At 44.7% G+C, this 20,462-nt stretch carries 18 protein-coding genes; 11 read left to right on the top strand and 7 right to left on the bottom strand.

The window, feature by feature from the left end; all coding sequences use genetic code 11:
- Window positions 1-6 precede the first annotated feature (6 nt).
- The 3 genes from uhpT to R7P72_RS00220 all read right to left on the bottom strand — a co-directional run bounded on the left by uhpT (window position 7) and on the right by R7P72_RS00220 (window position 3,576).
- Window positions 7-1,401, bottom strand: coding sequence for a hexose-6-phosphate:phosphate antiporter (gene uhpT, locus R7P72_RS00210; protein ID WP_021707729.1), 1,395 nt, complete (start codon window positions 1,399-1,401; stop codon window positions 7-9).
- A 406-nt stretch (window positions 1,402-1,807) separates the two neighbouring features.
- Window positions 1,808-2,638 carry a formate dehydrogenase accessory sulfurtransferase FdhD gene (fdhD, locus tag R7P72_RS00215; protein ID WP_005376095.1) on the bottom strand — a complete coding sequence of 277 codons (831 nt, stop codon included), beginning with the start codon at window positions 2,636-2,638 and terminating at the stop codon, window positions 1,808-1,810.
- Window positions 2,639-2,691: 53 nt separating this feature from the next.
- Entirely contained in the window at window positions 2,692-3,576 is an 885-nt protein-coding gene (locus tag R7P72_RS00220) for a LysR family transcriptional regulator (RefSeq protein WP_005376096.1), read from the bottom strand.
- Window positions 3,577-4,243: 667 nt separating this feature from the next.
- Between R7P72_RS00220 and R7P72_RS00225 the strand changes: the two genes are divergently transcribed.
- Both R7P72_RS00225 and R7P72_RS00230 read left to right on the top strand, forming a co-directional pair.
- Window positions 4,244-6,568, top strand: a complete 2,325-nt coding sequence (locus R7P72_RS00225) for an FdhF/YdeP family oxidoreductase (RefSeq protein ID WP_005376098.1) — start codon at window positions 4,244-4,246, stop codon at window positions 6,566-6,568.
- A 195-nt stretch (window positions 6,569-6,763) separates the two neighbouring features.
- Entirely contained in the window at window positions 6,764-7,240 is a 477-nt protein-coding gene (locus R7P72_RS00230; RefSeq protein WP_005376099.1) for a DM13 domain-containing protein, read from the top strand.
- A gap of 198 nt (window positions 7,241-7,438) precedes the next feature.
- Here the strand turns inward: R7P72_RS00230 and R7P72_RS00235 are convergent, their stop codons facing one another.
- Window positions 7,439-7,888 (bottom strand): YkgB family protein, encoded by a 450-nt coding sequence (locus tag R7P72_RS00235; RefSeq protein WP_005376100.1) that lies wholly within the window; start codon window positions 7,886-7,888, stop codon window positions 7,439-7,441.
- 147 nt (window positions 7,889-8,035) lie between these two features.
- On the opposite strand from R7P72_RS00235, the gene R7P72_RS00240 reads away from it, so the two are divergent.
- Together R7P72_RS00240 and R7P72_RS00245 are read left to right on the top strand one after the other, a co-directional pair.
- Window positions 8,036-8,836 carry a PhzF family phenazine biosynthesis protein gene (locus R7P72_RS00240; protein WP_213906870.1) on the top strand — a complete coding sequence of 267 codons (801 nt, stop codon included), beginning with the start codon at window positions 8,036-8,038 and terminating at the stop codon, window positions 8,834-8,836.
- A gap of 140 nt (window positions 8,837-8,976) precedes the next feature.
- On the top strand, window positions 8,977-9,675 hold the full coding sequence (locus R7P72_RS00245) for an aspartate/glutamate racemase family protein (protein ID WP_005376102.1): 699 nt from the start codon (window positions 8,977-8,979) through the stop codon (window positions 9,673-9,675).
- Between the two features lie 67 nt (window positions 9,676-9,742).
- On the opposite strand, the gene R7P72_RS00250 is transcribed toward R7P72_RS00245, so the two are convergent.
- Entirely contained in the window at window positions 9,743-11,446 is a 1,704-nt protein-coding gene (locus R7P72_RS00250) for an FAD-dependent oxidoreductase (protein WP_042520939.1), read from the bottom strand.
- 151 nt (window positions 11,447-11,597) lie between these two features.
- Here R7P72_RS00250 and R7P72_RS00255 point away from each other — a divergent pair, with 151 nt between their 5' ends.
- From R7P72_RS00255 to R7P72_RS00265, 3 genes are read left to right on the top strand one after another with little or no spacing between them, the layout of a single operon-like run.
- Window positions 11,598-11,888 carry an ArsR/SmtB family transcription factor gene (locus R7P72_RS00255; RefSeq protein ID WP_005376206.1) on the top strand — a complete coding sequence of 97 codons (291 nt, stop codon included), beginning with the start codon at window positions 11,598-11,600 and terminating at the stop codon, window positions 11,886-11,888.
- A gap of 5 nt (window positions 11,889-11,893) precedes the next feature.
- On the top strand, window positions 11,894-12,307 hold the full coding sequence (locus tag R7P72_RS00260; protein ID WP_372058356.1) for a YeeE/YedE family protein: 414 nt from the start codon (window positions 11,894-11,896) through the stop codon (window positions 12,305-12,307).
- Window positions 12,308-12,321: 14 nt separating this feature from the next.
- The gene (locus R7P72_RS00265) at window positions 12,322-12,762 is read left to right on the top strand and encodes a YeeE/YedE family protein (RefSeq protein WP_054700899.1); all 441 of its coding nucleotides are present in this window, start codon (window positions 12,322-12,324) and stop codon (window positions 12,760-12,762) included.
- A 53-nt stretch (window positions 12,763-12,815) separates the two neighbouring features.
- Here R7P72_RS00265 and R7P72_RS00270 read toward each other — a convergent pair whose 3' ends face one another.
- A complete protein-coding gene (locus R7P72_RS00270) occupies window positions 12,816-13,679 on the bottom strand; it encodes an endonuclease/exonuclease/phosphatase family protein (RefSeq protein ID WP_005376211.1) in 864 nt (287 codons plus the stop codon).
- 309 nt (window positions 13,680-13,988) lie between these two features.
- On the opposite strand from R7P72_RS00270, the gene nrdD reads away from it, so the two are divergent.
- Window positions 13,989-16,109, top strand: coding sequence for an anaerobic ribonucleoside-triphosphate reductase (gene nrdD / locus R7P72_RS00275; protein WP_213907039.1), 2,121 nt, complete (start codon window positions 13,989-13,991; stop codon window positions 16,107-16,109).
- An 84-nt stretch (window positions 16,110-16,193) separates the two neighbouring features.
- Window positions 16,194-16,664 (top strand): anaerobic ribonucleoside-triphosphate reductase-activating protein, encoded by a 471-nt coding sequence (gene nrdG / locus R7P72_RS00280; RefSeq protein ID WP_017634628.1) that lies wholly within the window; start codon window positions 16,194-16,196, stop codon window positions 16,662-16,664.
- 84 nt (window positions 16,665-16,748) lie between these two features.
- Here the strand turns inward: nrdG and R7P72_RS00285 are convergent, their stop codons facing one another.
- The gene (locus R7P72_RS00285) at window positions 16,749-18,134 is read right to left on the bottom strand and encodes an MATE family efflux transporter (RefSeq protein WP_005388027.1); all 1,386 of its coding nucleotides are present in this window, start codon (window positions 18,132-18,134) and stop codon (window positions 16,749-16,751) included.
- Window positions 18,135-18,254: 120 nt separating this feature from the next.
- Between R7P72_RS00285 and R7P72_RS00290 the strand changes: the two genes are divergently transcribed.
- Together R7P72_RS00290 and R7P72_RS00295 are read left to right on the top strand one after the other, a co-directional pair.
- Window positions 18,255-19,112, top strand: coding sequence for an AraC family transcriptional regulator (locus tag R7P72_RS00290; protein WP_213907038.1), 858 nt, complete (start codon window positions 18,255-18,257; stop codon window positions 19,110-19,112).
- Between the two features lie 155 nt (window positions 19,113-19,267).
- The gene (locus R7P72_RS00295; RefSeq protein WP_047101084.1) at window positions 19,268-20,455 is read left to right on the top strand and encodes an aromatic amino acid transaminase; all 1,188 of its coding nucleotides are present in this window, start codon (window positions 19,268-19,270) and stop codon (window positions 20,453-20,455) included.
- The last annotated feature ends 7 nt before the right edge of the window (window positions 20,456-20,462 follow it).

Consider the following 20,462-nt stretch of genomic DNA (forward strand, 5'->3'; position numbering starts at 1 on the left):
GAGAAGTTAGGCTTGGTTTTGTGCAAGTTGAAGCTTCTTCGCGTGTCGAATCTTCTTCTCTTCCGCGATAGCGACGAAAGCAAGCAAAACAATACAAATCATGGCGGAGGTATCTAGGGCTGCGAAGGTACCTTTCCAACCTGTTAAGCCGAAGATAGGTGTACCGTCTGCAATCATACCGAGACCAAGTTTCGCGAAGCTGTCACCGATTAGGTAAGCGAATGTACCTTTTACGCCGTCAGCCACACTGATTGCTTTTTTAGGGACAAAACCAACCGCGGCAACACCGATAAGAAGTTGCGGACCAAACACCAAGAAGCCCAATACAAATAGTGAGGCCAAGTACATGAACTCGCTAGTGGCGTGTTGGTAGAACTCAAGCGATACGATGATCAAACCAAGAGACACACAAGCAACCAATGCGCGGCGACCGTTTGCTAAGTCAGATAAGTAACCCCACATCAAAGTACCCACAAGCGCACCGACTTCGAACAGAGTAAAGCCAGAGATTGCCGTTTCTTTTGACAGACCAAGCTCTTGGTACGCGTATACCGTTGACCATTGGTCGATACCAATACGCACGATGTAAAGGAAGATGTTGGCAAAGCAAAGTAGCCAGATAACTTTGTTTTTAAGAACGTATTCAACAAATATTTCTTTTTTGGTCATCTGGTTTTCTTCAGCGGCGGTGTCTTCTTCACTCACTGCTTCATCGAAAAGTTCTTCTACTTTACCTAGACCGTAAGCTTCTGGAGAGTCGCTACCAAAGCGCATACCGATAAAACCAACGATGATCGCGATGATAGAAGGGAACACGAACATGCCGATTACGTGGCCGTCGAATAGGTAGTTGGCACCGAAAAGAGCAACACCCGCTGCGCCCGCACCACCAACGTTGTGTGACATGTTCCACAAGCCTAGGTAAGAGCCGCGTTTGTTACGAGGTGTCCATTTTGTAATGGTTGAGTAACTAGAAGGGCCACCAGTACTTTGGAAGAAACCACTCAGAGCGTAGAAAGCCACCATCAAGAACAGGCTTGCACTACCGCCGCCCATGCTGAAGCTGAAACCAAGCATTGCAAGACCAGAAAGGATCAGCATAAAAGGGAGGAATTGCTTGGTGTTCTTACCGTCAGCGTAGTAAGACACAACGGTTTTACCGATGCCGTATGTGATGGAGAAGCCAAGGCCAATAAGACCTAGGTCTGTCATGCTCAAACCGTAAGTTGAGATCATGTCGTTTTGCGCGACATTGAAGTTCTTACGAATCAAGTACATGGTTAGGTAGCCGATAAATACGACCAAGTAAGATTGGATGAACGGTTTAAACCACATCTTTCTTCTAACTTCGACAGGAAGATCGAGGGTCGGCTTCCGCACCTGTTCGAGGAATTTTAACATGATGAACTCTCTTGTAATTGTTTTAGAAACACAACGGAGACCGTTATGCGCTCTTGTTACCTTTGACTGAGCGGAATTCTAGAGAGTGGTTTTGTGAGGCACATGAGATGGTTGCCTAGATCGGCTAGGAAAAATTCCTAGAAATGCCTAGGAAGGAGGAAAAGCGTGAAAAGAGTCACACAAAATCCTTACTAATTTATGGGTTTTTGACAGGGTTCTTATCGGATTGGAAAGCGTTCAAATGCAAGCGGGTTAATATGCGTAAGCTTAGTGCAGACAAGGGGTGAGCACGTTTGGTTGGAGAGAATAGTGGCTTGTCGCTAAGTATCAATTGGGAATCAGAAGCAAACAACAGAAACCCGGAGGTCTCTGTTAGAAATATTAGGAATTCGGCTAGGTTGACGTGTTAAGGCGCAGGGCTGTATAGACGCGGCGAGCCGTGTTTTGGTAAGTGAATTAGGTTCAAATGGTTTCTTCTTGCCCATTCGACGGTTAACGCTGTAGGTGCAGATAAGCAAACCAGAGTGGGGATACGCGCGCGAACGGCTTTGTGGATCAACTCCAAGCTGCAACGGCTTGTCATGATAGCGAAGCCACTTTGAGGCTCGATGTGATTGTTGGCTAATGCGCCAATCAACTTATCTAGCGCGTTGTGGCGGCCGATATCCTCTCGGCACAACTTGATGTTGCCTTGTAAATCTGCAAATAAGGCGGCGTGTAACGCGCCAGATTCACGTGCGGCTTCTTGATGCAGTGCGACTTTGTCTCGCAGCCCTTCAAATACATCGGAGCGCGGAGGAAGAGACGGTGTCAGCGGTGCTAAATCAGGCAAAGCTTGTTCCAGAGCCTCGACACCACAAATGCCGCATCCAGTTGTGCCGGCAAGATTCCGGCGTTGTGCTTTTAACGCCCAGAAAGCGCGGTTGCTGATTTCCACTTCCGCATAGTGAGATTCGTGATCGCCACCAACTTCAATGTCTTTGATCTCTTTGAAGTCGTGGACGATGCCTGTGCTTAGGCTAAACCCTTTCACAAAGTCTTCCAGATGGCCTGGCGTCACCATCATGACCGCTTGGCTAATGCCGTTATAGCTGATAGCTAAAGCAGACTCACTCGCCAGCGACATTTGTTGCACTGGGCGGCCATCAATCAATTCTCGGTAATTGAACGCACTTGGTTGAGGTGGTGCTTGATTGAAATCGGACAGTTCAAAATAAGATTGAGTAGTACATCTCATGAAATCACCTCATAAGCCGTTATGTATGCCAAACATTGACGTGTGGGTTGTTGTTATCGATTGAATATGTTTTTTGCTTCTGCGAAGCACTGATCGGTTAGCGCGGAGAAGGGTTCTTGTTTTCGCTTTAACAAACCTAGCGGGGCGTGAACGGCGGCTTCTTCAATAGGGATAATGCGAAGCGTATCGTTCAACTCTTCTAATCCACAGTTCAGCGGCATAATGGCGCAACAAAGGCCACTGGTTACTGCTTGGATCAAGTGAAAGGTGGAGTTACTTTCAATGACGGTTTGCGGAACTAGCCCTTTACTCACAAAGCTAAGATCAATTGAGTGGCGATAGTGCATACCCTTCGAAAGCAGCCCTAGCGGAATGTTATTGAGTGACTCCCACAACACTTCAGATTCGGCAAAATCAAAATGACGCTCATCGAATAAAACGCCAAGTTTGGTCGAGTCGAGCTCGATAACATCGAAGTAAGCGGTGTTAACTTGATCGACATAACACATCCCCAAATCTAGTTGATTGCGATTGAGTTGGTCTATGATCTGTTCGGTCGTCATGGAGAGTATTTGAAAGCGTAACTCAGGGAACTGGTGAGCTAATGGTTTGAGCAATTGCATCGGGTTTTGGCTGGCGAGTGGCACCATTCCAAGCCGAAGAGAGCCGACCAACTGACCACGGCAGTTGGCGGCTTCAGCTTGCAATCCATCATGAGCGGCTAAGACGGTTTTTGCCCAAGCTAAAATGCGTTCTCCGGCTTCAGTAAACCCTTCAAATCGTTGACTTCTTTGGATTAATTCGAGATCGAGTTCTTCCTCTAAGCTTCGGATTCTCATGGACAAGGTAGGCTGCGTAATGTGGCACAATGCGGCGGCTTGACCAAAGTGTTTGGTCTGTTCAAGTGCGATGAGATATTTAAGTTGTTTGATATCCATAATGGCTTGTTAACCTTGCGTTGTGAGTCACATGTACGGGGGGAACTCCCTAAAAAGGGCACAGCACTACCGTACTTTTTAAGCGCTGGAGCGTTTTAACTGGGGAATGGAAAACCAAAACCAAGTCAAGAATAAAACCACACTCAAAATTGATCTGAATCAAGGCTATTCCTGATATTAATTAGGGTCAAATTTAAAGTATCTATAGTGTGATAGATATTATCTATTATCAAGAGGGCTGATTTTATTGAGTTCGTTAAGCGAACTAGGTGGAATCGGATGGGAAAACGATTAACCTCATAAATTGTATTGATTAAAAATGTGACGACCGTCAGTGGAAAAATTCGTCATAGATTTTGTTTATCACTCGGTCAGGATTATCAATTGGACGCATATTGAATAACGACTTAATCTTTGATTTAGATCAAGGCGCAACAATGCGAATTGAATCTAACAGTCTTAGAAACAGTAGGCGGGTATCCGATATCAAGAATCTAGATAAGTAAACGCTCGGACAAGCGAGAGCATGTTGAGTGGTTACTTATTTGGATTAAAAAATACATGGATTAGAAACTAAGCCCTTCAATACTTCCGCATTATCTCAATAAATAACGCGCTTGTTTTCACGGGCACCCTGCTTGCTGGTATATCTGCGAGGAGTAAAGTCGTGAGCCAAAAAGAACAAATAAAAACATACAAAGGTCCAGCTGGTGGTTGGGGTGCACTGAAAGCCGTAACCAGAAGTTGGTGGGGCAGTGAAAATGCAGTTAAAAACATTCGCACTATGCTCAAAACCAACCAAAATGGCGGTTTCGACTGTCCGGGATGTGCATGGGGTGAGTCGCCAGATAGTGGTAAAGTCAATTTCTGTGAGAATGGCGCGAAAGCGGTAAACTGGGAGGCGACCAATCGTCTGGTTGATCCTGAGTTTTTTGCCAATCACAGCGTATCTTCTCTCTCAACGCAAACCGATTACTGGTTGGAATACCAAGGCCGTATCACGCACCCAATGCGATACGATGCTGAATCCGATCACTACGTGCCAGTCTCTTGGGATGAGGCTTTTGCACTTGTCGCGAAACATCTCAATCAATTGGATTCACCACACCAAGCTGAGTTTTATACCTCTGGTCGTGCAAGCAACGAAGCGGCGTTTTTGTATCAGCTATTTGTGCGCGCATTCGGTACCAATAACTTTCCAGATTGTTCCAACATGTGTCACGAAGCCAGTGCAATAGGGATGAAAGACACCATTGGCGTTGGTAAAGGCACAGTGATCTTTGATGATTTTGAAGAAGCCGATGCGATTTTCGTGATTGGTCAAAACCCGGGCACGAACCACCCACGAATGCTTGAACCTCTGCGCGAAGCGGTAAAACGTGGTGCACAGGTTATCTGTCTAAACCCGCTGAAAGAGCGCGGATTAGAGCGTTTCCAAAACCCACAAATGCCGATTGAGATGTTGAGCAACGGCTCAGAGCCTACCAACACGGCGTACCTGCGTCCTGCTTTGGGCGGAGACATGGCAGTGTTTCGTGGCATCGCAAAATTCTTGTTGCAATGGGAACGCGAGGCATTGCAAAACGGTGGCAAAGCGGTATTTGACCGCGAATTCATCAAACAACACACGATAGGTATTGATAAGTATTTGGCTGAAGTGGATGCAACCTCTTGGGAACACATCGCGGAACAATCGGGTCTTGATTTAAGTGAAATCGAGATGGTGGCGAGCATGTATCGACGTGCAGAACGTGTGATCATGTGTTGGGCGATGGGGTTGACTCAGCATCGTCACTCTGTGCCAACCATTAAAGAAGTCGCAAACGTGCAAATGTTACGAGGTAACGTTGGTAAGTCGGGAGCGGGGCTTTCACCAGTGCGTGGTCACAGTAACGTTCAGGGCGACCGTACGATGGGCATTGATGAAAAACCTTCAGAGCTGTTGTTGGATCGCATTGAAAGTCGATTTAACTTTGCCGTCCCGCGTGGTGAAGGCCACAACACTGTGCAAGCCATTAAAGCGATGGAAGAAGGACAAGCGAAAGTATTTATCGGTTTGGGCGGTAACTTTGCACAAGCAACGCCAGACACAGAACGTACGCACAACGCGATGCGAAACTGTAATTTAACCGTACACATTTCGACGAAGTTAAATCGTTCTCACCTTGTCACAGGTAAAGATGCGCTTATTCTTCCGTGCTTAGGCCGTACCGAGATTGATCAGCAAGCGACGGGCCCACAAGGTGTGACGGTTGAAGATACTTTCAGCATGGTGCATATCTCATTTGGTCAGCTAAAACCGCGTTCGGAGCATTTGCGTTCAGAACCAGCGATTATTGCTGGTATTGCCAATGCGACACTCGGGGCAAAACCAATTGATTGGTTGTGGGCAATTGAAGATTACGACCGTATTCGCGATTTGATTGCCGACACGATTCCGGGTTTTACCGACTTTAACCATAAGCTTAAACACCCAGGTGGATTCCACTTGGTAAACCCAGCTGCCGAGCGTCGATGGAATACACCAAGCGGCAAAGCACAGTTCAGCTCTAGCGAGTTGCCGAAGCAGTTGATCAGCGAAGCGATACTCGAAAAAGGCCAAAAGCCAGATTTGATTTTGCAAACCATGCGCTCACACGACCAATACAATACGACACTTTACGGCTTAAATGATCGTTATCGTGGTGTATTTGGCATGCGCGAAGTGCTGTTCATCAATGAAGCGGATATTCGTAAACTCGGTTTTGAACCGGGCGACAAAGTGGACATGGTGTCATTATGGGAAGATGGCGTAGAGCGTCGCGTAAGCGGATTTACGCTTGTTGCCTATGATGTGCCAGCAGGTCAGGCGGCGGCTTACTATCCAGAAACGAACCCATTGGTTCCTTTGGACAGTTATGGGGATAGAACGTTTACGCCAACCTCTAAGTTTATTGCGATCAAATTGGAAAAATCGACATCCGATAAGATCGCTTTGGTGGAAGCGGAATAGTGACCAAACCGGCACAACGACATTTCCGATAAGCAAACGGCTGATATTAATTATCAGCCGTTTTTAATTGCGCTCAGTCTGCATTTAGTGCGCATAGCTTGTGTATAATGTTAATGACATTATGCTGCTCGATAATAGACAGATAAGGCCGATTTGAATCTAATTTCAAGTAGTAAAACTAATAAGAAGATGCTTATGACCTTGAAAAATATAATTAAATTAACAATCAGTCACTTAGTGGCAGTTTCTATTGGCATTGCGATAGGTATCTATACTTTACCGATCCTTATTGCACCACCTGCGCCGACCGATGAACAAGTTGCTAAGAGCAAGCAAGGTGCAGAATACAGCGCAGTGTTTAAGAGGGAACTCAAAGGTAGCGATGCTTTTCATTGGGGAGAGGGAGAAATTCATTTGAGTTCTGAAGTCATTACGTTGGTAGGAAAACTCGCTCCCGGACCAGACTATAAACTCTATCTATCTCCTAAGTTTGTCGAAACGGAACAAGAGTTTAATGACCTTAAATCTGAGATGAGCTTAATTGGTGATGTCAAAACGTTCGATAACTTCGTTGTTGAGGTTCCTCAAAGCACTTCAATTTCTGAATACAATACGGTTGTTGTATGGTGCGAGACATTCGGTGAGTTCATTACTTCGGCAAAGTATCAATAAACCTTAGCAGTAGAGTGAAAGGCTTTTCTTTTCACTTTACGCTAGGATGTTGTTTCGCATAATTAAGAGGCAAAGACTCTTAAACATTCTAAATTTAAGAGCCTTTGTTTAGAGTTATTGACAGAACCATTCGACTTGTAAGTCGTTTGCACCTTTCAGGCTACGTTCTGGAAAAACAAGATTTCGAACTATTTAGAGTTATTCTCTGTTTGGCTTGTTTCGTTCGATGACGCTAATCGCAATGGCTAAAAATAGAATATCTTTTACTAAAAAGAAGTTTGTCACCAAAACCCCATCAGACACTTTCCATGTATTCGGTGTCGTAATTAGAAAGCTGAGTGTCGCAAGAAAAATAATTGCGGCGGCTATGCCAGAAAAATAAGCGACTCGTGTGTTTTTAAGGCCAACGATTAATCCAATAGCGACAATGATTTCTGTTGCGCCAATGATGTTTGATACGGCTTGAACTGACATCACATCATACAACCAACTCATCAGAAAATGATTTTCAACGAGCGGTTGTATAAGCTTGGCCTCTGTAGGTGTGAATTTATAAATACCAATCCATATTAGGACTAAAGAAACGCCGAAAACTCCGATAAGATATCCAATTGAGTCACATTGATGATGGCTTTTTACGTTTTGCATAATTAACTACATTCTCCTGTTTGTTAGCGCTTCCAACAAGACCTATAAGGTTGGTAGAAAATTTCATAGGTTTTTTTCGCTCAAACAACAGATATTAAAAATCACGTGATACAGAATTACGTGTTTGATAGAACTTAAGGATATTTCGTGGAAGTTAAAATTTTTCAGGTTGACTCGTTTACATCAGAGGTTTTCAAAGGTAATCCCGCGGGTGTTTGTATCACAGAGTCAAGCCTTGATGAGGAAACGATGTTGGCCATCGCGGCCGAGATGTCGTTATCTGAAACGGCATTTCTGTCACTCAATACAATGCAACTTCGTTGGTTTACACCGAGGACGGAAGTTGCTTTGTGTGGACACGGCACACTTGCAACGGCGCACGTTCTGAAAGAGCAGGGGTTATATAATACTGGAGATACGATTGAGTTCGTTACGCTATCTGGGGTTTTAACTGCACAACTCGATCATGAAGAAATTCATTTGGTGTTTCCTGCGCCAACTTTAGATATGAGAGCGAGTATTAACAAAGACTTACTTCATGGCTTGGGGCTAGATGCCGCCAATGTAGTCGCCTACGGTCAGTTTGATAATAAGCAGTTGATCGTCATTAATGATGAATTTGTGCTTGAACAGCTCGACCCTGATTTTGGTGCGCTGCTTAAACAAAAAGGCCGTGGCGTCGTCACCACTGCTCAATCAAGCACTGACGCCGATTTTGTCTCTCGATACTTCGCGCCTTGGGTAGGTGTTAATGAGGACCCAGTTACAGGCTCTGCACATTGCGCTTTATGTGTTTACTGGGCTAAAGAGCTCAACAAAAAGCAACTGAAAGGCTTCCAAGCCTCCAAGAGAAGTGGGGTCGTTCATACAGAGTTGTTAAGCACTGAGCACGTTAAACTTTCTGGAAGTGCGGTAACGATATTGCGAGGATATATGAGAATCGCGTAGCGGTCCTTGTGGGAATGATTTTATTTTCGTGTTACCCAATGCTCAATAGTGAAGACGCTTGAATGCTGCTTATTTAAGTGGCTGATTTTTTTTTGTAAACCCCCCCCTGGCACGGTGGTGTATAACGATTGGAGAGTTATATGAAAACTATCGGTCTTCTAGGTGGTATGAGCTGGGAGTCGACGCTTAGTTATTACAAATTGATCAACGAAGGAGTCAAAGAGGCGTTAGGCGGCCTAAATTCCGCAAAAATTTGTATGTATAGCGTGAATTTTTCGGAGATAGAGAAACTTCAACATCAAGGTAAATGGGAAGAAACGGCAAGCATTCTATCAGATGCTGCATCTTCAATAGAAAAAGGGGGCGCTGACTTCATTCTTATTTGTACTAACACAATGCACAAAGTTGCGTCTCAAATTGAAGCCAGTATTAACATCCCCATACTACATATCGCAGACGCGACTGCTGAGTTACTTCGTGAGAAAGGGGTTCAAAAGGTCGGACTCCTTGGTACTCAATTCACAATGGAGCAAGACTTTTATAAAGGAAGGCTTTCCGACCGTTATGGGCTTGATGTCGTCATTCCCGATCAAGACGACCGCTCTAAAGTACATAACATTATTTATAAAGAGTTATGCCAAGGTGAAATCAAAGAGGAGTCAAGGACGATATACTTGCAAATTATTGAAAAACTAAAAGAGCAGGGAGCTGAAGCTGTGATTCTCGGGTGCACTGAAATTGCCTTACTTGTAAACCAAAGTCACACCGATGTTACACTACTCGATACCACTTCTATCCATGCTCAAGCAGCAGTCCGTTTGGCAATTGAAGGTGAATGATCTACGCTTTCTTTCCTGCAAAAAAAGAGAAAACCAAGCACAAGGTTTTCTCTTTTTTATTATCAAGTTATAAGCGAGAAAATTTGAGTGTTCTGTATCCACCAATCAAGTTGCGGGCTTTGTAACCATTGTTGACCAGCTGACGGTATGCTACGTTACCGCGTAACCCAACTTGACAGTAAATCACGATCTCTTTGTCTTTAGGAAGTTCGTGCATGCGACGACGTAGTTGATCGACAGGAATATTAATTGCACCTTCAAGATAACCAACGGACTCCAATTCACCAGGATTACGAACATCAAGTAACAGTTGGTCTTCTGTCAGTGAATCCATTTCATCATAATGAATCGCGGTCGCATCGCCTTTGATGATGTTATTTGCCACAAACGCCGCTTGGTTAATTACATCTTTAGCAGAGCCGTAAGGTGGCGCGTAAGTTAGCTCGAGGTGTTGCAGTTGCTCTACCGTCATACCAGCACGCTGGGCTACTGCCATTACGTCGATACGTTTATCAACGCCATCTTTACCTACTGCTTGCGCACCTAATATTTTACCTGTTACTGGATCAAACAACATTTTGAACGACACAGTTTCTGCGCCAGGGTAGTAGCTAGCATGACTTGCTGTGTGGACATACACTTTTTCATAAGGGATGTTTTCACGTTTCAGCTGTTTCTCGTTTTTACCAGTAGAAGCAACGGCTAAATCAAAGATCTTACAGATCGCCGTGCCTTGCGTACCTTGGTAAGTTTCTTGGCGGCCAAGCATGTTGTCTGCTGCCATTCGGCCTTGACGGTTTGCTGGGCCCGCAAGTGGCACTAGAGTTTGCTCGCCAGTCACGAAGTCTTTCTCTTCTACCGCGTCGCCGACAGCGTAGATCGAAGGATCGCTGGTTTGCATGTATTCATTGGTATAAATACCACCAAGAGCGCCGATTTCTAAGCCAGCTTCTTTTGCTAATTTGGTCTCGGGGCGAACACCAATTGCCATAATCAGAATATCGGTGGTGAGTCTTTCACCGTTGTTTAGTGTTAATTCCAATTCACCTTCTAGATGTTGGTGTTTTTCGCTCTCACCAGAGTCGAAACTTGCCACGTGCTCGTTAGGTACGAATTTCACCGACTCAAGTGCGACGCCAAGTTTAAGGTCGATGCCTTTCTCACGAATTTCAGCATGTGCGAAGCCAGCCATTTCACGGTCAACGGGCGTCATCACTTGATCCGCCATTTCAACTAATGTGGTTTTTATGCCTAGCTGGTGGAAGGCTTCCATCATTTCCAAACCGATAAAACCACCACCAACGACCGTAGCGTGTTCAACTTTGTTGGTTTCGATCGTTTTAATGATGCGATCCATATCTGGCATATTGCGCAGCGAGTGCGTTAACGGGTTATCAATACCCGGAATAGGCGGCACAACTGGACCTGCGCCAGGGCTGAGTAGAAGAAAGTCGTAGCTCTCTTGGTATTCCGAGCCATCAAGCAAATTCTTAACCGTAACCGTTTTGTCTTGACGGTTAATAGAAACCACTTCGTTCATCACACGGACATCAACATTGAAACGCGCTAAAAAGCTCTCAGGCGTTTGAAGAAGCAGTTTGCTGCGCTCTTGGATATCGCCACCAATGTGATAGGGTAAGCCACAGTTTGCAAATGACACAAATGGACCGCGTTCAAACATAATGATTTCTGCATCTTCACTTAAACGACGAGCGCGAGCTGCTGCAGATGCACCGCCAGCAACCCCACCAATAATCACGATTTTGCTCATGGATTTCTCCTGCTGAATGATCGAAAACGCCTACACCTTACTTAAATAAATTAGCTAAGTCTAATGTTATTTAATCTACATTAGCATTGACTTAATAATATTAATTAGTAATATCTAATAAAATGTAATGTAGTAATGAAGAGGCATAAGAATGGGCGACAGTATGCTACAAAGTGCGACCGAAGCGAGTGAGCTGCTTAAAATTATGGCTCATCCAGAGCGCCTAATCGTGATGTGTAAGCTGATTGAAGGCGAGAAAGGGGTCGGTGAACTGTTTGAAGGTTCATCATTAAGCCAATCTGCTTTTTCACAACATCTCACCGTATTGAGAAAGCACGACATTATTAAAGCTAGAAAAGTTTCTCAGCAGGTATTTTATTCAATTTCTGATGAAAGAGTTGGTCCGCTGGTTGAGGCCTTTAAGCAAGTTTTCTGTAAGTAATTAGTTTGGCGGTTGCTATGTTTGAAGTTCCTTGGATGTCGCTGTTGGGCGGCATAATAGTTGGCGTATCAGCGATAACACTGATGCTATTTACTGGCAAGACTGCTGGGATCAGTGGGATCTTAAACGGTGCCGTTGAGAACGCAGATCGCGTTTGGCGCATTGTTTTTTTAATTGCGATGGTATTAGGTGGCGTGTTTGCTGTTTATGTTCTTGGCGGGCATGTACCAGAACAGTACAGCGGTTCTGTTGTTTTAGTTATCGTTGCTGGCTTGTTAGTCGGTGTCGGTACGCGTATCGGCAATGGTTGTACTAGTGGTCATGGCATTTGTGGGATAGGGCGTTTCTCAATCCGTTCTGTGGTCGCGACGTGTACTTTTATGGCCACAGCCATGTTAACCGTCTTGCTAGTATCGTGAGGAATAGTGTCGTTATGAAAACTCACGTAATGAAAAGTATTAAGCAAATGTCCGTTGTTGCATTTTCTGGTGTGCTCTTTGGTATTGGTATGGTGGTCTCTGGTATGGCTGAACCGGCAAAAGTGATTGGCTTTCTCGATATTACTGGGGCATGGGATCCAAGCTTAGCCTTCGTAATGGGCGGAGCACTTGCGGTGTTCGTTCCAGCTTATCTTTTATTAATAAAGCCAAGAAGCGAATCTGTGTTTGGTGATGAGATTGTATGCCCAACTTCTAAAGCGATAGACAAAAAGTTAGTCGGTGGTGCTGTACTGTTTGGTATTGGTTGGGGCTTACTGGGTGTGTGTCCTGGTCCTGCGGTTGCCAGCCTTATTACTGGCAACACACAAGTTCTGCTCTTTATAGCGGCAATGTTGGTTGGGTCATTCACCGCTAAAAGAATGGTTCGTGGCTAAAGAGTTCTTCAACGCAAAAAAGAGTATCTCAACGTTAACAGAGAACTTAAACGCTAAAAAGTGAGTGTCGTAGAAACCGGGCAATGGTCACTCAGTTTATAGTCGAGTACATCTTGTGTTTTGAAAACGGTTTGAACACCAGACGACGCCTTTAAATCACCACTCGCAATGATGTGGTCTATCACCGAGCGGAATTGGTGGGTTTTATTCGGATTACGATTAGAGCGCACTTTACATTCCGCTTTAGTGTCTTTAGTCACTAGCTTTGCACTAGTATTGTCCGATATCACGTCCCACAACCAATCTCCTTGATAACCCAAGTTGTGGTTAAAGTCGCCAAGCACGACATAATGTTGTTTGTTGTCCTCGCGCGCCTTTATCCACTTAGCTAGTGCCTGTCCTTGTTGTTTCACTATCTTACAATCGCGGTTATTACGATACGCGCCACTGCAACCCGCTTTCAGATGTACAGAGAGTAGGTGAGTCTCGTTTTCTTGGTTTGGATTTAAAACAAGGTAGCTCGCGAAGCGCAGCTTGCTGTTGCCTCGTGTGATAGAGAAGTCTGGCTTGTCTAATACGCTTACGCCATTGCGCACGGCAAAGCCTGTGTATTGGTTGGTGTCGTTAAACTGAAGGTGTCGGTTGGAGGCGTTTGAACGATCGGAAAGATAAATAGTGAAGTCATTGCCAACGGCTTTTTGGATGGCAGCAGCACGTTCGACTTCTTGAAAAGCAAGAATGTCGGCTTGTGTTTTATCCACATAGTGGGTCAGTTTTTCAAAATCTTGTGGTGTTCTCGACACTTTTCCACCATCTATAGATAACCATTCTATGTTCCAACTGGTTAGATTGATGGAGTTTTGAGCAAATGAAAGAGAACTAAAAAGTAATATTAACGTAACAAAAAGTGATCGCATTTTGGCCTGTTGCACTCCTATCTTTTAGCGTATTCCTTTCCATCCTTTATCCTACAAGACCTCCAAAAATAGCAAGTAGATTTAGTACCAATTTTGCAATTTTCATGGTTTTCTTCGCAACTGAGATCAACGCCAATAAGATCGATTTCTTCTTGTTCGCTAGCCAATCTTTATTGATCAAAATCAATGTTTTCGAGTGGTGCTTCTCGTTAAATACGCCACAATATATTGTGTTGCTAGAATAAAAAATAACCCCATATAGTGTGTTTGTGGATAACTCTGTGAGTATGCTCGGGTAAGGAGAACAAAGTGAAACCAATCGTAATCAAACGCGACGGATCAAGAGCTCCGTTCAACAGGGATCGTATCCAAGCAGCAGTTGAAGCAGCAGCGGAAAACAAAGATAAAGATGTCGCTATTTATGCTCTTAATGTGGCTCTTGCTGTCGAGTTACAGTTAAGAGCACACGATGAAGTTCACATCCATGAGATTCAAGACTTAGTCGAAAATGAACTCATGCAAGGTCCTTACAAAGCCCTAGCGCGTTCTTACATTGAATATCGCCACGATCGCGACATCGCTCGTGAGAAGCAAAGTGCACTAACTCGCGAAATCGAAGGTTTGATTGAAGAAAGTAATCTGGATCTAATCAACGAGAACGCGAACAAAGACGGCAAAGTAATTCCGACTCAACGTGACTTGTTGGCTGGTATCGTAGCGAAACACTACGCGAAGACGCACATTCTTCCTCGCGATGTGGTTCAAGCGCACGAAGTGGGTGACATTCACTACCACGATTTAGACTACGCACCGTTCTTCCCAATGTTTAACTGTATGCTTATCGATCTTAAAGGCATGCTGACGCATGGTTTTAAAATGGGTAACGCTGAGATTGATACGCCAAAATCAATTTCGACTGCAACAGCCGTAACAGCACAAATCATTGCTCAAGTCGCGAGCCACATTTACGGCGGTACAACCATCAACCGTATTGATGAGGTTCTAGAACCGTACGTAATCACAAGCTACGAGAAACACCTAGAGATTGCAAAAGAGTGGAACATTGCTGAGCCAGAAGAGTTCGCAAAAGCGCGCACTGAGAAAGAGTGTTACGACGCATTTCAATCTCTAGAATACGAAGTAAACACGCTGCATACAGCGAACGGTCAAACCCCATTCGTTACGTTCGGTTTTGGTCTTGGTACAAGCTGGGCATCCCGCCTGATCCAGAAATCGATTCTGAAGAATCGTATTGCAGGTCTAGGCAAGAACCGTAAAACAGCGGTATTCCCTAAACTTGTATTCGGCATCAAAGATGGTTTGAACCACAAATCAGAAGATCCAAACTACGACATCAAGCAACTTGCGCTTGAGTGTGCGTCTAAGCGTATGTACCCAGACATTCTTAACTACGACAAAGTAGTGGAAGTAACCGGTTCATTCAAAACGCCAATGGGTTGCCGTAGCTTCCTTGGTACTTACGAAGAAAACGGTGAGCTGATTCACGAAGGTCGTAACAACCTTGGCGTCGTGAGCTTGAACCTTCCTCGTATCGCTATCCGTGCAAACGGAAGCGAAGAGAAATTCTACGAGCTTCTAAATGACCGCCTACGTCTTGCTCGTAAAGCACTAGAGACACGTATCTCTCGCCTTGAAAACGTGAAAGCACGTGTGGCCCCAATCCTATACATGGAAGGCGCATGTGGTGTTCGCTTGAAAGCAGACGACTCAATCGCAGATATCTTCAAGAACGGTCGTGCGTCTATTTCTCTTGGTTACATCGGTGTACACGAGACAATTAACGCGCTATTCGGTACAGAAGCGCACGTTTATGATGACGCTGTTTTGCGTGAAAAAGCGGTCGCGATCATCAAGCATCTAAAAGATGCTGTGAATCAATGGGCTGACGAAACAGGTTATGGCTTCAGCTTATATGCAACGCCAAGTGAAAACCTATGTAGCCGTTTCTGCCGCATCGATGCGAAAGAGTTCGGCGTAATTGAAGGCGTAACAGACAAAGGTTACTACACCAACAGCTTCCACCTAGATGTTGAGAAGAAGGTGAACCCATACGACAAGATCGACTTTGAGATGCCTTACCCAGAAATCTCAAGCGGCGGCTTTATCTGTTACGGCGAGTTCCCGAACATGCAACGTAACGTTGAAGCACTAGAAAACGTATGGGACTACAGTTACACCCGAGTGCCTTACTACGGTACAAACACGCCAATTGATGAGTGCTACGAGTGTGGCTACAACGGCGAGTTTGACTGTACAAGTAAAGGCTTCACTTGCCCAAGCTGTGGTAACCATGACTCAACTAAAGTATCAGTAACACGTCGAGTTTGTGGCTACCTAGGCAGCCCAGATGCACGCCCGTTTAACTTCGGTAAGCAAGAAGAAGTGAAGCGCCGAGTTAAACACCTGTAAGGTTTACTACCACTCGTTTTAACACTTTGAAAATCAACTTTAAACAGGTTGATTTTCTCTTTCGCGATAACACAGAGACGCATTATGAATTACCACCAATACTATCCAATTGACGTTGTTAACGGACCGGGTACGCGCTGCACGCTGTTTGTGTCGGGTTGTGTGCATCAGTGCCGTGGGTGTTATAACCAGTCGACGCAACGTTTGGATTCTGGTGTACTTTTCACGCAAGAAGCGGAAGACAAAATCATCGCTGACTTAAACGACACGCGTATCAAACGCCGTGGCTTGTCGTTGTCGGGTGGAGATCCGCTTCACCCTGCTAATGTGCCTCATATTTTGAAGATAGTGAAAAGGGTGAGAGAGGAGTGCCCAGGTAAAGACATTTGGGTTTGGACTGGCTACACGCTGACGGAACTGAATAACGCGCAAAGGGAAGTGGTGCAATACATCGATGTTTTGATTGATGGTAAGTTTGAACAAGACAAGAAAGACCTCAATCTCGAATGGCGTGGCAGTTCAAACCAAATCATTCATCGCTTTACGGACATCTAATCAAGCATTCTCCGCACATAAAAAGGGCTCACGCGTGCATAACGGGTGAGCCCTTTTGGTGTGAGTTCGTTAATGTCTTTTTGGTTACGCCGTCACCGATTGGTCATCTTCAACCATATTATTTATCCAACGTTTAGATTGAATACGGTAAGTCGTCAGTACGCCTTTCACTAACTCTTCCGCGAGCAGAGACATCAAGACAAAATGCAAAGGCAGCCCTAACACCATGCCTGTGTAATAAGTAAGGGGGATGCCAATAGCCCACTGACCGAACGTGTCGATGAAAATGCTATAGCGAATATCAGCGCCACTCTTTAGTACGCCGCCAATCCCAACCATGTTAAACACCCTCAAAATCATACCTAGCGCCATGACTAAACATACGTTAAGTGCCATGTCTGCATCGGTTAACGGGCTCAGTACCAATAGGTGATGAATCATGGGCGAGCTCAACCACACTAGGAAAAACAGCAAGGTGGCTAAGATTGCGCTGGTTAACACATACCACCACGCCGTTTTCTCGACTCGGTCATAATGTTTTGCACCAATATCATTCCCAAGAAGAACGGATGCAGCGACCGCAAATCCCATAAAGGTTGAAATCAGTACCCCTTCAATCGGTGATAAGAATGAGATGATCGCCAGTTCTGAAACGCCCAATTGACCATAGATGATGCTGTAAACGATCAATCCACCAGTCCAAAGCGCATCGTGGACCAACATGGGTAAAGAAACCTTAAAGTACTTTTTTCGATACTGTTTTAAGCGGCCTTGTACCCAATCGAACTTAGTCGGAATTAGGTAAGCATATCGTTTGTAGAAAAAATAAATCAAGACGGCGGTTTGGAAAAATCGAGAAACAAAACTACCTACGGCTGCACCAAATACGCCCCATTGAGGGAAACCAAATAAACCAAAAATCAAAACATAATTAAGCGCGACGTTAACGACAATGGCGGAGATACTAACGTTGGTTGCCAGTTTGGTTTGGCCCACGGAGCGCAATACCGCTTCAATCGGTACTACTATCGCCGTAGCAATGAGGCTAAAGCCCGTAACCACAAGATAATCACGTGCATAAGTGACGTATTCAGGATCGTCTGACATAAAAGAGACGATCTCTTCATCAAAAATCGCATAAAGAACGATAAACGGCAGCGTCACCAAAATGGAAATAAACCAAGATTGCGCCAACGTTCTGCGAATTCCGGCTAGGTTTCCTGAGCCGTAGTATTGAGAAGCAAGTACGGTAACTGCACCGCACAGGCCAAAGACAACCGCTAGGTTGAAGAAAAAGATACGATTTCCAACTCCAACTGCTGCCGTTGCAGATTCTCCGAGTAGGCTTACCATGAAAATATCCACGACGCCGAGCAAAGCAAAAAGCATGGACTGAAGTGAAACAGGTAGGCCAATCGTAATCAGCTTTTGCCAAAATGCTTTATCGATGTATTCGCGTGTTAAGAGCATCGCATTTCTCCTTAAAGATTAATGCGAGTAGTTTATCCTCATGATTTGGCGGTGTATTTTTCAAAGGAATCCAAAACCTTTGTAAAACTCTCTACTAACGCACATGTGAGCCAATAAATCATGGAAGATAAACAAGAACGCTACGCGATTTCAGAAAAAACTTATCAAGAGTTTATTGATCACAGTCGAGTATTAGCACTTGAGGAGAGAGGCATTGTGCAGTGCGGCATTGCCACTTGTCGTGACTTCTTCTCTGTTTATCGTAAAAACCAAAAGAAACACATGCTGCTCTATACGGTGCGTGGTAAAGGGTGGCTAGAGAGTGGGACTTATCGATACGATTTGGAACCGGGCTCGTTGATTACAGTACCCGCAGGTGTTGAAAACGGTTTTGGTATAGAAGAAGAACCTTGGCAGATCGCGTGGCTTTTTCTTGCTCCTGATAGAGAGTGGCCGATATTAGAATGCGATGTTCGCTACCAGCTTTCATCTACACCTGAAGTGATGTATGCATGTATCCAAACGTTACTACGCAGCATTAACCTTCCAATCGATTATGGTGGTGCGGTAGGTGAGCATAGTGTGGCTCAGTTAGAGCTGATGTTAAACATGCCGCCCTCAGAGTCGATATCACGCAGCCAATTGAGGCTTGGGCGTGTATTTGACCTTGTCCAACGTCAGCTCCATAAGGATTGGAGCGTTGAGCAGGTGGCGGCTCTATATCCATGTTCGGAGCCTCATTTGCATCGACTGACTCAAAAGCAGTTTGGTCGAAGCCCAATGGCACATTTAACGCGTATGCGCATGGAATATGCTGCTAGGTTACTTCGTTCAACAGAATGGCCAATTCAGCATATTGGAGAAATAGTCGGATATCCGACCAGCGCTAACTTTAGTACACGTTTTAAAGCGTGGTCGACCATGACACCAAGAGAGTTTAGAAAAAACGGTAGAGTGGATTGGTACAACGAGGAGTGAATCGTTCTTTTTCTGAACGATAGAGCGCACAAAACTCACCGCAATCCAGAATTTTGTTCTCTAATTGATGAAATAAGTGAAAAATCATTTCGTCATTTTTTGCGATGGTGTTAACGTGAGGTTCGGTACTTGAATTTCAAAGGGTTATGACTTTCATGTTTTCTAATCTCCCAACTCCCGTATTAGATCCTATTTTATCTCTATCCGTTGCATACCGTAACGATGAACGTCCAAACAAGGTTGACCTTGGCATTGGCGTATACAAAAACAGCGCAGGCGAAACGCCGATTATGAAAGCCATTCAAATGGCGCAGGATGTCGTTGTTGAAACTCAAAAAACCAAGTCTTATGTTGGTCTTGCAGGTTGCGAAGAATTTAATAAAAGCATGATCGATTTGCTACTGACGGGAACGTCTGCAATGGATCGTGTTGCAGCTATTCAAACGCCAGGTGCAAGTGGTGCGCTGCGTATGCTCGGTGATCTAATGAAGATCGCACAGCCAGATACGACGGTTTGGATTTCCAACCCAAGCTACGTAAACCACAAGCCAGTGATGGAAGCAGCAGGCCTTAAAGTTAAGTTCTACCACTATTTCTCTTCGGAAACGAAACAAGTAGACACCGAAAAAATGATGGATGATCTTGCGAAAGCTGGGCCTTCAGATGTGGTACTTCTTCATGGTTGTTGCCACAACCCAACTGGTGCGGATATTGACTTCTCTGCTTGGCAAGCCATTACAGAATTGTCGCAGAAGAACGGTTTCATCCCATTTGTGGACATTGCTTACCAAGGCTTCGGTGATGGCCTAGAAGAAGACGCAAAAGGCCTTCGTTTTATGGCAGATAACGTTGAAGAGATGTTGATTACTACTTCATGTTCGAAGAACTTTGGTCTGTACCGTGAACGAACTGGTGCAGCGATTGTGGTTGGTAAGAACATGCATGATGTAACCAATGCAAAAGGTAAACTCCTCACTCTAGCTCGCTCGACTTACACGATGCCACCCGACCATGGTGCAGCTTTAGTTAAGACCATTCTGCAAGATGACAATCTCACTTCCGTTTGGAAGCAAGAATTGAGTGAAATGCAACATCGTTTGGTTAGCCTTCGTCAAAGTTTGTGTAACGAGTTGAGAAACAACCATAATACAGATCAATTTGATTTCATTGAGGGTCACAAAGGCATGTTTACTGTGCTAGGCTTTAGTGGAAACCAAATGGCGCAACTGCGTGAAGATTATGGCATTTATGGTGTTGGCGATGGTCGAATTAACATTGCCGGACTTACCGAAACTCATATTCCATACGTAGCGGACGCAATTAAGAAAGTATCTCAAGCTTAATTGGAGT

The sequence above is a fragment of the Vibrio sp. Vb0888 genome, from assembly GCF_033338835.1.
Taxonomy (GTDB): Bacteria; Pseudomonadota; Gammaproteobacteria; order Enterobacterales; family Vibrionaceae; genus Vibrio; species Vibrio alginolyticus.